This is a genomic window from Adhaeretor mobilis (assembly GCF_007741515.1).
Taxonomy (GTDB): Bacteria; Planctomycetota; Planctomycetia; order Pirellulales; family Lacipirellulaceae; genus Adhaeretor; species Adhaeretor mobilis.
In genome coordinates, this window is sequence record NZ_CP036263.1 from 4,080,303 (window position 1) to 4,094,698 (window position 14,396).

Here is a 14,396-nt window from a genome sequence, read left to right on the forward strand (position 1 = left end):
TAAGTGTGTTGAACTATGTGTACTGGCGGTTAGCCGGCGTTTGCAATCCAGGTTCGTAAGATGGCGGCGGCCGCGTCGGGGTCTTCTTTGACGATTTCCGTGAGATCGTCTCGCAAGTTCGACCCCTTCTTGAGCTTCAACTTGGGCCGTCGCTCTTCAGCGGTTTCCTTAGGTTCCGCTGCTTCAGCGACTGCGTTCTCTTCTAGTGCAATGTCGGCAGCGGCAATCGTGACTGGCGGTTCAGATTTAGGAATCGACTTAACCATGGAACGCAACATCACTAGCCCAACGAGTGCGAAGCAGGCGGTAAGTAGCGTGTTCAAGTGACTGCTCGCCCAGAACAGGCCTTCCGTAGCCATGGAAGGTGCTTCGATGGGGTCGGGCGTGAGCGACGGGAGAAATGTCACCTCGACATCGGAATAATTTTCCTGGGCAACACGTTTTGGCAGCAACTTGGAGACGCTCGTCTTGATCTTGCGGGCTGTGTCTTCTTCAATCTTAGTAAGCAAGTCGGCCGGTGGTTGATCTTCTGGTGCAGCGTCAGGATTTTTCTGTCGCCACACACGGTCGAGGTAATCCATCGGTACAGAGATCGATGCCTGCACGTTGGTGGGAGTGAGTCCGCTTTCGCTGAGGACTTTTTCCGAGGTGGGCACAAAGGAGCTAGTGTCTGAGTCCTGCGTCTCTGTTTTGCTGACGATTTTAGCAGTTTCTTCATCCGGTGCGGCACGACCAGGGCCTTGAGCGGTGATGCCGGGCTGCTGTCCTCCCTCGATGCGCTGATTGCTGATTTCTTCTTTTTGGATGCGTTCATGCAGCGCGACCGCTTCACCCTGCGAAGAGAGAGTACGTTCCTCAAGCGTTAGCGTCTTGTCAAGTTCCGCATTTACCTGCACGCGAATTCCAGGAATGCCTCGTAAGAGATCCTCAATTCGAGTCTGCATGAGATACTCATATTTGGAGCGCGTACGGTAGTAGCGATCATCGAAGTCCTCGGCGGACACGCCCGCCCCGCCGGCAAATTCCGATCCGCTCGATTGGTCGAGAATCGTCACATCAACGGGGCTGAGCCCGGCGATGGCACCTGCCACTGCGGCGCGGATGAGTTTCTGGCGGCGTCCATCAAGAGTCTCGCCGCCGGCAGGTCTGACACTTACCGTAGCGGAGGATTTTTCCTTCGAGAAGCCTTGCGATTCGCGAATGTCGTACATGACCTTCGCGTCGGCGATGCCATCCATGTTGCGGACGATCATTGAAAGTTGGCGTTCGCGTGCCGACTTCAGTTTTTGCAATTGAAGCTTGTGCGGCATAAACGGGCTGACTTCCAACGCGTCATCCATGAGCGTGTCGAAGTTCGCTGGTAGGACACCCGCGTCGGCGATAGATGCCATGCATTCGAGTTTCTTGTCACTGGGAACGAGAAAACGATTCCCCTTGCGCTCGATACCGTCGACCTTCGCCTTAGCGAGCGCTGCTTCGATGGCATCTGCCTCCCGAGGCTGGAGCATTTCGCCATTGAAAAGATACTCGTCTGCTCCGGTGCTGTGATGCTGAAAAAGGTATCCGAAGCTCACTACGATTACACCCAGCAATAGCGCTGCCGTGACACGCGCCGCGGGCGTCATTGATTGATAGAGATCGCGGAATTGTTGAATCGAGTCGTTCAAAGCGTCCGTCCGTGGAAGCTGGGGGTATCGGTGTTTATTAACTGTTGAAGTGGCATCGGGCCGATGCGGGATAACAGGTGGTATCAAAGCTTTTAGTTAACTTTAGATTCTGATGTCCTTGATTTCTTGGTAGGCCTGCATGGCTTTGTTTCTCATTTGCAGCATCATGCGAAAGGCCATGTCGGCCTTTTGCACTGCGGTGAGTACGGCTGCCGGATCGGCATCGCCACCTGTCATGAGCGATTCCACTGCGGTGTCGGCTTGTTGTTGCATGGCATTCACATCTTGGATGGAGTCAAGCAGGAAGTTCTTGAACGAACCTGCTTCACCTGCTCCTGCAGCACCTCCGGCGGGGGAGGGCATCGCGGGCAAGCCCCGTACTGATTGACTCAAGGCAGGGCTGACGATCGGGTTGCCAATGGTATTCATTAGTGTGAATCCCTTTGCCGCCTTGCTTGCTAGCAAACTTTACTGGTTTGCGCTAGTAGCAAGAAATGGCGACTCGTGGCGTTGGCCCCCCAACGTCGCGGTTGTACGTCAACTCCTGTTCATGTTAGTTCTAGTGGACGGTTGATACTCGACAGCACGGGCTCAATGCTATGCCAATACACAAATGGGAAGCACCTAAGCTAAAATCTGTAGTGTCCGCGCTCCCAGGTCTTTTGTAACTTCAATAACGCCAAGATTCGCTTCGTAGGCCCTGGTAGCTTCCAAGGCATCGACGAATTCACTCGTCATATCTATATCTGGGTAGGCAACGTACCCGTTCTCATCGGCGTCTGGGTGACCCGGCTCGTATTTCATTCGTGGGGCGGAGTCCGAGTACTCCACGCTACCCACCTGCACGCCCACGCCACCGCCGGAGGTGGCCAACTCCGTATCGGTCTCAAACGTGACATAGCGAGGAACATAGGCCTGCGCTTCGCCACGCTCGTTCCGTGTGGTACTCATATTGGCGAGATTTGACGAAATCGCGTTGAGTCGCGTCCGTTGGGCGATCAGGCCACTCGTACTCACGTCGAATGCACTAAACATGGGGATCTCTTTCTCTAAAGAGTGGCTTGTGTAGTTACGCCTGACGCCCCAGGCCGGGTGCATCAGCCCCCCGGGTCAGGAGATTGGATTCAACGTATTAGGCTCGTTCAGTGATAGCAGCCCGTAGTAGACGAAACTGCGCCGTCATGAGGCTGAGGGCTAAGTTGTGTTTTGCTTGATTCTTGGAAATTGCTGCTACTTGTTGTTCGAGGCTCACATCGCTTTCATCGTGGTAGAGGATGCTTTTCATGGAGTCTTCAACCTTTGTGAAATCGGCATCTTGTTGGAGCGTTGCAGGAACCCCGTATTGATTGCCATATTGGTTGTACCCAGTGACGCTAGGCGAGTGACGTTTCGCTGCGACAGCTTCCTTCAAACTAGTTTCGAACTCCTGCTGCGACAGATCACGCGTGCGATATCCGGGTGTATCAAGGTTCGCCAGGTTCCCAGCTAGCACGCCATGACGGGCTTGTGTGAAATTGACGACCTGCTCAAGCACTGGCACGGTCGATGAATCGAACAGGTTGGAGATCATGGGTTACCGTGCCTTAATAGCAATTCGCGTGCCACCGAGAGTGACAGCCTGCCTTATTGTTTTTAAACTTCCTAAACTTCGCGTTCTACCTGTGGTGTTTGCTTTACGTGGTTCCTCGTTTGAGTTTCTTTAGAGATCATTCAACTAGGCCGCTCTGTTGACGCCTACAGTGTGAGAACCGGCAGAAACTGCCGATTCAAGTGGCACAATCTGCCGACTGGCGTCCTGCGCTGGGGAAAACTGTTTCGTGCGTGGAGCGTAGCCGTAGGAACGCAATTTGCCGCTGAGCGTGCGCACGCCAATGCCCAGTGCCTCGGCAGTTTTCCCGCGGTGTCCTTCGTAATGTTCTAGCGTGGCGACGATCATCGCCCGCTCGACTTCTTCCAAGCTGGAACCGACTGGTATGGCATTGCCTTCAGCTGGCAGGTCGCAATTCTCTGGCTGCTGCAACCAAGGGCGTAATTCAGCGGCGGTGATTGGCTCGCCCTGGTTGAGGACGCACGCCCGTGTGATCAAGTTTTCGAGCTCCCGTACATTACCGGGCCAATGATAGACGGCGAATAGCTCACGCGCATCGGCGGCCAAATCACACTGTTTACGGCCTAAGCGGTCCGCTGATTTCTGCAAAAAGTAATCTGCCAGCAATTGGACGTCGTCACCGCGCTCTCTCAATGGTGGAAGTTCCAACGGCACAACGGCCAATCGATAGTACAAGTCCTCGCGAAAACGCCCGGCGGTAATCTCTTCAGGCAGAATGCGATTTGTGCTGGCAAGAACACGCACGTCCGCCTCGAGAGTTTTGCTTGAACCAACAGGCTCGAAGGTACGCTCTTGCAGCACTCGCAGCAGCTTGGCTTGCAGGGGCAAATCGATCTCAGTGATTTCGTCCAGAAAAATCGCGCCACCCGCAGCCAGCTCGAAGCGGCCCGTGCGATCGAGATCTGCGCCGGTAAAAGCGCCGCGTTGATGGCCGAACAGCTCACTCTCAGCCAACTGTGGCGAGAGAGCAGGGCAGTTGAGGCTGACGAGCGGCCCATCAGCACGACGGCTTGCAGCATGAACCGCACGAGCAACCAATTCTTTTCCGGTGCCGCTTTCGCCGCAAATCAGAACCGTTTCGCCGGTGGGTGCCACTTGGGCGATGCGTTGCCGTAGTAGCTGCATGGCAGGACTATTACCCACCATGTTGAAATCGGCATCGTTGATGTCAGTATTTGCAGTGGAAGTTGCAGCAGATGATTCTTGACTTGATTTTCCACCGTCCAACAAACGGCGACGCTGCAGAGCCCTGGCAACCAGCGTCTCCAGCTGGTTCACATCAAAAGGCTTCTCCATGTAGTCGAACGCACCATGGCGAATCGCTTCCACAGCCGAGGAGATTGTCGCGTGTGCCGTAACCATGATGGCTTGTGCCTGAATTCTTCGCTGCGACATCTCTTGAATGAACTCGAGTCCGTCCATACCGGGCATTTGGAGGTCTGTCACGACCACGTCGAACGACTCGCCATCCGTTTGGGCAGAGTCGAGTACTGGCAGCGCTTCCACAGCGCTCGCAACGCTCGCGACGGCATAGCCGGCGTGGCGAAGCACGTCCGTCACCGATTCGCGCGCGGCGGCGTGATCGTCAACGACCAGCACACGGCCTTCCACTCTTTTTTGCTTGACTTGGCTCACGCGGCTGCTCTCATTGATTGACGGGGTAGCTGGATTGTGAACGCTGCGCCACCCTCGGGGCAGTTCATGGCCGTGATATGCCCACCGTGAGCGGTGACAATGCGTTGTACGATTGAAAGCCCGAGTCCTGTGCCCGTGCTCTTCGTGGTGAAGAAGGGTTCGAAGAGCTGTGATAGCTGCTCTTTGGTGAACCCCGGGCCGCTATCGGCAACCTCCAGCTCGAAACCTTGTGGGCCGTCGAACGAGGTGACGACTAACTCTCCGCCGGCATCCATGACGTCGATCGAGTTGAGCGCCAAATTCAACAACGCGCGGCGAAACATTTCTCGATCGGCGCTAAGAGTTACTTCTGGCGGTATGTCGATGGAGGTGGCAATGCCTTGCGCTTCCATCTGCGGTGCCAGTGATTGGCAAACCTCATCAACGAGATCGCGCACCAGGAAGGTACGCCAATCGGGCTCACGGTGGCTTGTGAAATTCAGTAGATCATTCACGGTCGTGTCGAGGGCGGTAAACCCTGCCTCCACTTTAGTAAGGATGTCTGAGCTTTCGGTGTCCGCTGCAAGGCGACGCCTTAACAGACTCAAATACAACGTGACCGGCACTAGGCTGTTGCGTACTTCATGAGCAACGTGCCCGGCCATACGGCCCAAATCAGCCAGACGCTGCTGGCGGGCTAATTCTTGATTTTTTGCTTCCAGTTCGTTCGTAAGTCGTGCAACTTCGCCTTGTAGGGTTTCGTGCGTTTGCTGGAGCCGAAGTGTGGCGTCGCTCCAGGCAGCAAGAATTGTTTCTAGACTCGCGTCAGGCGTGATTCCAGCAATGGCCATCGGTGCGGCCTCGACCAGATCAGCCGGGACGTATTCATCCGCCTGGGACAATTCCTCGGGGACTACCAGGCGCAAGGCGACGCGATCGCCTTGCGGCAAGTAACCTGCTTCGTGTTGGTTTCCAGAGGCTGTCATTGAGGGCAATTTGCCTTGAACTAGGAATTGGAACGGAGGTCCAGTGAGGCGCTGTTCGTTTGTAGATTATGGTTGTGAGGGTTCGCAGGCGATCTGGTGTCCGTACGGTACTGTTGGGCTTGGTAAGCACCATGCACTTTGCTGGCGCTGGCAGCGGTGTTGATTTGCGACGCAGTTTGATCGCGGCGGATTGTCATTTGCTGTTCGTTAGCTTGTTCGAGTGCCATAACCTCAGCGAGTAGTTTTTGACAAACCTCAGCCTGGGCTGCGCATTGCTGGCGAGCCTGTAGCGAAGGCCAAACTCGTGACTCGGGATGTTGCTCGTGAAAGGGTTGTAGCTCTCTCTCGATTGCTTGCAATGCGAGAATTAGACGCTGCTTCGTGGATATAAGCCGCAGCAGATCACCAATCTTGTCTGCGGCGATCAATTCCGACTGTTTCCGACCAATGGCGCACAGCTGCTTCAGGCAAGCAAGTCGCTTGCTGACGAGTTCTGCTAATTTGTCGGTCGTAAGTTTGTCCATGATTTGGGATTTGCTCGTTTATCTGCTCTCTACCACTTGCTCATTTGGTCGAGGATCAAGCCCCATTGCTGCCGAGTGAAGTTGGTAGCGACACGAAAGTCGGCATCTGCGGGCAATCGCTCAAGCACCTGCTTGGCCTGCAGCAGCGTGCCGCGCGCCTTGGTGGGCTCGTTCAATCGACGGAAACAGTTGGCAATTTTTACAAAACTCTCCAATACAAACGGCTCGTTTTGATACAAAGTCGATACGTTCGCATAGGCTTGGCGTGCTTCCTCGAATCGATTGAGATCGAACAATACGGAACCTTGCATCATGTAGCAATTGCGTAGCAGCGTACGATGCAAGGGATCGCTATCGCCATAGCCTTCGAGTGTGATAAGCCGTTGGACTTCGACATAGGCTCGGTGGGCTTTTTCTAAGTCGGAAGTTAACTGCTTACGACTCTGTTGCCGTTCGGACTCGGTATTCGCTGCTGCCAGCCTCTTCTGTGGTTTCTCTGAATCGCGGTGGTGAGCACGGGCAATTGTGTACATGGCGAGCATCGATTGCTCGTCACGTGGGTAGCGCCCTACCGCTTCGCGAAGATGCTTAACCGCTGGTTCGTATTGGTCCAGGTCGTACAGCAACCGGCCGTAGGCGAATAGCGAATCGCGCCACTCAGGGCTTTTGGGCGTGAGTTCCTCGCCCGTGAGATTCGACTTCAATAGTTCTAAGGCTGCTTTGGAATTCCCCAATTGCTGGTGTGCGCGAGCACACTCGAGTCGCGACTGGTACACGACCGCGTCCCGCGGATACATCTCCAAGCATTCCTCGAACGCCTCGATCGCGTCAGCCGGACGACGTAATGCAAGGTACGATTGCCCCATGCGCAGCAGCGCAACACTGTTACGCCGGCGTACTTCGTGGTGGAGATACTCTCTGAGTGTACGAGCAGTGTTTGTGTAGTTTTGGCCACGGTAGTAGCAGTCTGCCGCCTGCCAGAGATCGTCCGTGTAGAAACGTGTTGCGTAGCGAACTTGGGCGAGCTCCTCGTAGGCTCTGCCGGCGGCGCGCAGGCGATGACGCCCTTGCTGGCGAGTCTGCCGTGCATGCCAACGATCATCACTACGAGCTTTCTTCAATAGCGACTCCCCCCAGGCTTCTTGTGTTCTCGCGGTGAGTTCAACCAATTCTCCTTGATCAAAAACCGTGTTGAATTGGTCTACCAGTAGAGCCGCCTCTGCAAAGCGACCTTCATCCACAAACTCTTGAAACGCTGCCAACAAACGTTTTCTCAATTCGGGGAGCGAGAGTAGTTCATTCACGTAGGTTGTCGGATTGCTGACAGCTTCCAGTGCTGTTCGATAGCCGGCAAGTGCTTGCTGGTAGCGTCCCTGGGCAAGGTTGAGGTCAGCCTCAGCAAGTGTCGCAGCGATCCCTTCGTTGGTATCGCCAAACTGTTTGCTTACGCGATCGAACTGGTTGACTGCCGACTGCAGTTTGCCGAGTTCTTCCAAGGCGACACCGATTTCGTACATCGCACGGCGAGAGTTCCTGCCCATGCGCGGGTCATTGCGTTGAGCTTCGCGTAGTTCATTGATGGCTTCGTTGAGGAGCAATTTCCGCTGAGGATCTGCTTTGGGAAGCTGTCGGGCAGTCTCGATGGCAAGACGTCCTTCGAGAACTTGCTGCACGACGCTTTTCTCTGACTCGTTGAGGAGGTCTGACGCGGGAGGCATGAGACTATCAACGACTTGACGTGCCAACTGAGCCTGGCCAAGCCGCAGGAATATGTCTCCTTGGGCTAGCTTTGCTTTGTAGAGTTCACGGGGCGTTGCGTGTGCTTTCTCAACGGCAAACTTCGCGTGTTCCAGAGCTTTTTCAAGTCGAGGGTTCGGACTGTCGAGATAAGCCTGCATGAGGAGTGCGTGGCGTTCGGCTTCGGCAGAGGCGTCTTCTCCTAGGACGGTGTGGGGAATGTCGCCGAGTTCCTCGAAAACCGCAATCCCCTCGCGAGGTTGGTTGCCGAGGATGAGACTACGCCCTAGCTGGTAACGGGCTGCTGCTTCGCGCTCATTAGGCAACCCTATGGCCAGTGCCTTTTGCAAGTAGCGACTGGCCACGAGATGCATGGCGCGACTTCGCCCTGTCGACCACTCGTCGTCGGCTTGCTTGGCTTTCACGACGCCTAAGATGAAAAGTGCGCTGCCAAAGGAAAGCGACTGGGCAGTTTCGTTTTGCAATTCGCCAACGATGGTGCGTGCTCGTTCATAGCGACCGTCGTCGAGTGCTTCGTATGCCTGCCTTAACGTGACGCGGTCGTCGTGACCGATTGCTTCGTGAGCAAGAAAACTCCACAATGCAAAGACAACTCCTAGAACCAGCAACGATACACACCCGACAATGATCGTGCGCAGACGACTGGTACGCATCCAGTCAATCAGCTTGACCGGTATGCCTTTCAGCCGACTCACTAGCGATACGCTTGGCGCAGCGCTTGAGTCATCAGAGTGTGATTGCGTAGTTTCAGCCATGCTAACGCGGTGAATCCTGCCGTAATTGTGCTTGCTCTCTTACTTCTGCCCCCGGTAAAGGGGTCAACGAACTTAAGAGAAAATCGCACCGCTTGTACAGAATTTTGGGAGAACCTGTCAATCTACGTTGGGGAGGTCTGCTAGCAGTGCTGAGGGCGCGGTCCTATTGTCGCGCAGTAGCAATCAATAGCAATGTCCCACACAGAGTCCCAGAGAACGCAGAAAAAAGATGGAGCTTGCTGATGCAAGACTTGCTTCTATGCGGCAAGGTAGAGTACCGCGCGAAGCGTAGCTCGCGGGCTGCTGTCGCTTGATAGAGGCAAGCTCAAAGTTCCATTTTGGGGATGTCTCAGATGGCTTGAGCAGTCGCGGAGCCTGAACACACGAAGTTCATGATCCAGGAGTTGATCTCTTTGAGCATGGGGGTTCGCAGCTCGTCGCCCGCGTTGAAGTGGCGGACATCGAGCTTGAGTCCAGCTGTTTGCAGCAGTCGAACGTCCTGGTAGACGGCATCCAGGTCGTAAGTCTCGCTTTCCAATCCGCTGCCCATGAGTATGGGCAGTCCTCGCGAGTGATTTACTCGCCCCAGGGGCGAGAAACCGGTAGGCATGGGACCATTTAGCGAAATAACGCCGGCGAACCATTCTGGGTGACGTAACCCCAAACGAAGTGCCATGGTTCCGCCAGTGCCGAAACCAGCCAAGAAAATACGGTCGCTGTGGACATTACGGATTTGTTTTGCAATGCCGATGCACTGTTCGACGCGTTGGGCTGCCAGATCAATATGGGTGGGAGTCTGTCGCCAGGTGAAGACTTCCTCGTCACGCGAGATGCGCTCAGTGCCACGAGGCGCGATCGCTGTGTGATTCTGCAAGCTTAGTTGCGACATCACGTTGGGCAATTCGAATTCGCTGCTGGCGTGGCTGTGCAACCACACGATCAGTGGGTAGCGGTACCCAGCTTCGTAGCCAACCGGCGTGAACAAGTGCTCCGGAGCGCTGCGGTCCTCAGCTCGTCCAAGGTTGCGATCGTGCCAAGGGCTGTCGGAATCAAACTCCGACGTTTTTGATCCAAGTAAGTTGGCAGGAAGAGAAGCGAGAGCTGAAGACAGCGTTCGATTCATATTTCACCGGTGGGGTCTGGAGGGAGGGAGGACGGATACCCGAGGCGGGAGCAAAGGATAAATAGACTCTAATTAGACTCCTAGGAGCGGCACAGCTCTACCAGAGGTAATGCCTCCAAGCGACCGGACAAGCCGAGCCAGGGGTGGTTTTTAAGGGAGCCCCGTTGGAGTGTCAACGGCATTCCTTCTGGAACGAGAGACTCTTTTTTCGCAAGACCAATCAGGCATAGTCGCTGCTAGCAGCAAACTCTCGACTATCTCCCAGTCGCTGGAATTCCTGTGCAATAAAGAAGTCTGAACGGTACGCTTAAACCAAGCCGGCCATGACTTCTACGAGTTCCTGAACGGCGTCAACGCTCTTCTGGAACCCAGCCTGCTCGCTGTCGGTGAGTTCTAGCTCTACGATGCGTTCTACTCCAGCAGAGCCAAGCACTACCGGTACACCCACGTAGAAGCCGCCCACGCCGTATTCTTTGTCGCAGTAAGCTGCGCAGGGGATGAGCCGCTTTTTGTCTCGTACGATGGCTTCCACCATCTGAGCAGTTGCAGCCGCCGGAGCGTAATAGGCGCTGCCTGTTTTCAAGAGGCCCACGATTTCCGCACCACCCTTACGGGTACGGTCGATAATCTCCTCCAAGCGATCAGCCTTGATGAGCTGCGATACGGGAATACCGCCCACCGAGGTGCAGCTGGCCAGTGGCACCATGGTGTCGCCGTGGCCACCCATGAGCAGTGCAGACACGTCCTCGACGCTCACGCCGAGCTCCATGGCCAAAAAGGTGCGATAACGGGCTGTATCGAGCACCCCAGCTTGGCCGAGCACACGCTGGGCTGGGAACCCGGTGACTTGATGGGCCCGCTGGACCATCGCGTCTAGTGGATTGCTCACTACGATGACAATCGCGTCGGGACTGGTGGCCTTGATTTGCTCGCACACGCTGCCCATGATTTTCGCGTTGGTGCCGAGCAAATCGTCACGACTCATGCCAGGTTTACGAGGAATACCGGCCGTCACAACCACCACGTCGCTACCAGCAGTGTCGGCATAATCGTTGGTGCCAGTGATCGAAGAGTCGTAGCCCATCACGGGTGAGGCTTGCATGAGGTCGAGGGCCTTCCCACGGGGCATATCAGCAAAGTCGCCCGGGATATCCACCAGAACGATATCGCCCAGTTCTGCAGCCGCACACCAGTGGGCGGTTGTGGAACCTACGTTGCCGGCTCCGATGATGCTGATTTTTGCACGCCTCATGACAAATCATCTCCCAAAATGCTTAACTTGCGTTACTTACCGATGGAACGACGGCACGGTGTCCCAAAAGCGGACATAGTTATCGCCGAGCGAACAAAGTATCGCGCTGCCAGCGGGGGCACGCAAGGGCCCCGAGAGGGGAGACTAGAAAGTGGGCCGGTTCAAAGACTCTGCCGCACAAGATTCTGCTCTAACGAAGCTTCTTAGAAGCACCGTCAAGCCAGGCGAATCGCTGCAGGGCCGCATTCATGCCCTGGAGGAGTTGCTCGGAGGTCTGCTTGCCTTTAAGAGTTTGCAAGGCTTGGCCAGTGGGAGAAAAAAGCTTGATCGTCGGGAAGCCGGTCACCGAATAGCGCTGGCACACCTGCGGCTCTGCATCGGCGTCGATCATAATACAGGTGAATTGGTTTGCGAGACTCTGCACGCGCGGATCGCGGAACGCGTCGTCTTCCATCTGATGGCAGTAAGTACACCAATCGGCCGTGAAGAACAGAAGGATTGGTCGCCTAGCGGCTTGCGCATTCACTTGGCCTTGTTCGAAGCCGGCCACGAACTTCAGCCCTCCTTTTTGCACTTTCGGAAGGTTCTCGAACTGCTGTGTAGTATCGCTCGCCTGGCCACATCCGGCAGTGATCAGCAGAACAAAAAGGACGAAAAACGTTGAGAGCGGTGAGCGCATAACGAAGGACTTCTCAGCTGGCGGTGCTAGCAAGTTGGTGAGACAAGAGGACATTGCCTTACCTCACCTATCGCCAACCTTGGCTCGACTCTTCACACATTGCCAGTCGGTCACACATTTCCTGCGAGTGAATGCCCTCAGTCGCTCTGGACAGTAGAAGCCAGCATTTCTACGATCCGCCCGCTTGATTGCCCCCCTACTTTGTCTGGGTTGCAATCGGACAACGCGTTTGGGGGAACGCCGGAACAGTTACCAAACCTTCTGTTGTTGCGGAGTGGCCGTTGGCTACGAGTGCGTCCCCACAATCTGTTCTCGCAGGAAATCCCTTGCTCGCTCGCGTGCAGGATTTAATTCTGCCTGTTGCGCTCATCACCAGCATTCTGGTGATTCTGGTTCCTTTGCCCACGCAGCTGATGGATGTGCTGTTGGCAGCCAACATCACCGTGTCGGTGATCGTGCTCCTCACAACAATCTACGTGCAGACGCCGCTGGAATTCAGTATCTTCCCTTCGCTCCTGTTAGCGACGACGCTCGCGCGGCTGGTGTTGAACGTCGCGACGACTCGGCTCATCCTCACTCGCGCTGCCATTGATGGCGAAAATGCTGCCGGTGGAGTGATTACTTCGTTCTCGCAGTTTGTAGCCGGCGACCAGATTGTTGTTGGGCTGATTATCTTTGTAATTATCGTGCTCATCCAGTTCGTGGTGATCACCAAGGGTGCTACGCGCATCAGCGAAGTAGCTGCTCGGTTCGCCTTGGACGGAATGCCGGGCAAGCAGATGGCGATCGATGCCGACCTGAACGCCGGCATCATCGACGAGCACGAGGCCCAACAGCGTCGTGAGGAAATTACTCAGCAGGCAGACTTCTACGGGGCCATGGACGGTGCCAGTAAGTTCGTCCGCGGCGATGCTATCGCTGGCATCATGATCACCGTGATCAACGTCGTGGGCGGGCTGGTTATCGGCATGTTCAGCTACGGCATGACGATGAGTGAAGCGGCAACGCTGTTCACGCAGCTCACCATTGGCGATGGGCTCGTCAGCCAAGTGCCGGCTTTTCTCGTTTCGCTTGCCGCTGGTTTGCTGGTGACTCGCAGTACGCAGAGAACGAATTTGCCGCAGGAATTTCTTGGGCAGCTATTCTCTCGCCCGCAGGCACTAGCGGTCACGGGTGCCTTCCTGGCGATCCTGGTGACGACCGACCTGCCACGCACACCCCTACTAGTTCTTGGCGGCGCGTGCATCGCCATGTCGCGCATGCTCTCCAAGAAAGAAAGCCAAGCAGAAGCGAAAGCGGTTATCGACGCTGCGAAAGCTCAAGACGAGGCGCCCGAGGAGCGTATTGAAGATTACTTGACAGTCGATCCCATGGAAGTGGAGGTCGGCGTGGGGCTGATCCGCCTGGCCGACCCCAAGCGTGGCGGCGATCTGCTGGACCGCATCCAACGCGTACGACAGAGCGTAGCCAGTGAAATCGGCATCCTCATGCCTAAGGTTCGCATCCGTGACAACATGAGTCTCGACCCGAACGAATACCTCATCAAGATCGCGGACCTCGCCGTTGCCCAAGATCGTGTTGAGCCGGGCCATGTCTTAGCCATCGACTCCGGCGTCACCACGGGCACCGTGCAGGGCATTCCAACTAAAGACCCCGCTTTTGGTGCCGATGCCAAGTGGATTCATCCTTCGCTGCAAGACGAAGCCGAAATGCACGGCCATACCGTCGTGGAGGCAGGCGCCGTAGTGGCCACGCATCTCACGGAAGTTTGCCGAAAGTACGCGGACGAGATCCTCACACGCGATGCAACGAAACACTTGATCGACGAGCTCAAGCAAACGCAGCCAACTGTCGTGGAAGAGCTGATCCCCGGCGTGATGACACTGGCGGAAGTGCAGGCGGTATTACATTCGCTGTTGCGAGAACAAGTATCCGTTCGCCAACTGGGGATCATCCTGGAAACACTCGGCGACTACGCGCCGCGCACGAAAGACACCATCCTGCTTACCGAATACGTACGCCATCGCCTAGCTCGGCAGATCTGCACTCGTTATCGCGATGCAGAGGCTCAATTGCACGTCATCGCTGTGGACCCCGCTATGGAGGACCGTATCCGTGCCGGGTTCGAGCACAGCGATCGCGGACTATTCGTACGCATGTCGCCCCAGGCGGTCGAAGCAACCTGTAACGCGATCAAGGAGCAACTCAGCAAGCTGACCACGGCAGGGCATACGCCAATCATACTTGTGAGCCCGCAAATTCGCGCTGCGATGAAGCGCATCGTGGAGAATCACCTGCCACAACTTGTCGTACTGAGCTTTAACGAGGTTACCAGAGACACGAAGATCGTCACGCTCGGCTTGGCGAGTGACGCTTAGAGAAACAACCAACGAAAGCTAACCGCCAACCTTGGTTGACGGTGAGCGTTT

12 protein-coding genes are annotated in these 14,396 nt (G+C 55.6%); 1 reads left to right on the forward strand and 11 read right to left on the reverse strand.

Annotated features, from left to right (window positions below; all coding sequences use genetic code 11):
- Positions 1-29: 29 nt before the first annotated feature.
- From HG15A2_RS16045 to HG15A2_RS16095, 11 genes are all read right to left on the reverse strand, one after another.
- On the reverse strand, positions 30-1,667 hold the full coding sequence (locus HG15A2_RS16045) for a hypothetical protein (RefSeq protein ID WP_145061283.1): 1,638 nt from the start codon (positions 1,665-1,667) through the stop codon (positions 30-32).
- Between the two features lie 102 nt (positions 1,668-1,769).
- Entirely contained in the window at positions 1,770-2,096 is a 327-nt protein-coding gene (gene fliE, locus HG15A2_RS16050; protein ID WP_246117758.1) for a flagellar hook-basal body complex protein FliE, read from the reverse strand.
- A gap of 195 nt (positions 2,097-2,291) precedes the next feature.
- Positions 2,292-2,702 carry a flagellar basal body rod protein FlgC gene (flgC, locus tag HG15A2_RS16055; RefSeq protein ID WP_145061285.1) on the reverse strand — a complete coding sequence of 137 codons (411 nt, stop codon included), beginning with the start codon at positions 2,700-2,702 and terminating at the stop codon, positions 2,292-2,294.
- Between the two features lie 97 nt (positions 2,703-2,799).
- Entirely contained in the window at positions 2,800-3,237 is a 438-nt protein-coding gene (locus HG15A2_RS16060; protein WP_145061287.1) for a flagellar basal body rod protein FlgB, read from the reverse strand.
- A 144-nt stretch (positions 3,238-3,381) separates the two neighbouring features.
- Positions 3,382-4,911 carry a sigma-54-dependent transcriptional regulator gene (locus tag HG15A2_RS16065; RefSeq protein ID WP_145061289.1) on the reverse strand — a complete coding sequence of 510 codons (1,530 nt, stop codon included), beginning with the start codon at positions 4,909-4,911 and terminating at the stop codon, positions 3,382-3,384.
- Positions 4,908-5,876 carry a sensor histidine kinase gene (locus tag HG15A2_RS16070; protein ID WP_246117759.1) on the reverse strand — a complete coding sequence of 323 codons (969 nt, stop codon included), beginning with the start codon at positions 5,874-5,876 and terminating at the stop codon, positions 4,908-4,910. The genes HG15A2_RS16065 and HG15A2_RS16070 overlap by 4 nt, the downstream gene beginning before the upstream one ends.
- Before the next feature lie 20 nt (positions 5,877-5,896).
- Positions 5,897-6,400, reverse strand: coding sequence for a hypothetical protein (locus tag HG15A2_RS16075; protein ID WP_145061291.1), 504 nt, complete (start codon positions 6,398-6,400; stop codon positions 5,897-5,899).
- A gap of 29 nt (positions 6,401-6,429) precedes the next feature.
- Complete coding sequence (locus HG15A2_RS16080) at positions 6,430-8,913, reverse strand: tetratricopeptide repeat protein (protein ID WP_145061292.1); 2,484 nt, start codon at positions 8,911-8,913, stop codon at positions 6,430-6,432.
- Between the two features lie 349 nt (positions 8,914-9,262).
- Complete coding sequence (locus HG15A2_RS16085; protein ID WP_145061294.1) at positions 9,263-10,036, reverse strand: alpha/beta hydrolase; 774 nt, start codon at positions 10,034-10,036, stop codon at positions 9,263-9,265.
- 307 nt (positions 10,037-10,343) lie between these two features.
- Positions 10,344-11,288, reverse strand: coding sequence for a malate dehydrogenase (mdh, locus tag HG15A2_RS16090; RefSeq protein WP_145061296.1), 945 nt, complete (start codon positions 11,286-11,288; stop codon positions 10,344-10,346).
- Between the two features lie 190 nt (positions 11,289-11,478).
- Positions 11,479-12,021 carry a thioredoxin family protein gene (locus tag HG15A2_RS16095; RefSeq protein ID WP_145061298.1) on the reverse strand — a complete coding sequence of 181 codons (543 nt, stop codon included), beginning with the start codon at positions 12,019-12,021 and terminating at the stop codon, positions 11,479-11,481.
- Positions 12,022-12,305: 284 nt separating this feature from the next.
- Here HG15A2_RS16095 and flhA point away from each other — a divergent pair, with 284 nt between their 5' ends.
- Positions 12,306-14,345, forward strand: a complete 2,040-nt coding sequence (flhA, locus tag HG15A2_RS16100; protein WP_246117760.1) for a flagellar biosynthesis protein FlhA — start codon at positions 12,306-12,308, stop codon at positions 14,343-14,345.
- The last annotated feature ends 51 nt before the right edge of the window (positions 14,346-14,396 follow it).

Bases quoted from the DNA above. Each gene is read 5' to 3' on its own strand.
- fliE (WP_246117758.1), bottom strand. From the start codon at position 2,096: ATGAATACCATTGGCAACCCGATCGTCAGCCCTGCCTTGAGTCAATCA.
- flgC (WP_145061285.1), bottom strand. From the start codon at position 2,702: ATGTTTAGTGCATTCGACGTGAGTACGAGTGGCCTGATCGCCCAACGG.
- HG15A2_RS16060 (WP_145061287.1), bottom strand. From the start codon at position 3,237: ATGATCTCCAACCTGTTCGATTCATCGACCGTGCCAGTGCTTGAGCAG.
- HG15A2_RS16070 (WP_246117759.1), bottom strand. From the start codon at position 5,876: ATGACAGCCTCTGGAAACCAACACGAAGCAGGTTACTTGCCGCAAGGC.
- HG15A2_RS16075 (WP_145061291.1), bottom strand. From the start codon at position 6,400: ATGGACAAACTTACGACCGACAAATTAGCAGAACTCGTCAGCAAGCGA.
- HG15A2_RS16080 (WP_145061292.1), bottom strand. From the start codon at position 8,913: ATGGCTGAAACTACGCAATCACACTCTGATGACTCAAGCGCTGCGCCA.
- HG15A2_RS16085 (WP_145061294.1), bottom strand. From the start codon at position 10,036: ATGAATCGAACGCTGTCTTCAGCTCTCGCTTCTCTTCCTGCCAACTTA.
- mdh (WP_145061296.1), bottom strand. From the start codon at position 11,288: ATGAGGCGTGCAAAAATCAGCATCATCGGAGCCGGCAACGTAGGTTCC.
- HG15A2_RS16095 (WP_145061298.1), bottom strand. From the start codon at position 12,021: ATGTCCTCTTGTCTCACCAACTTGCTAGCACCGCCAGCTGAGAAGTCC.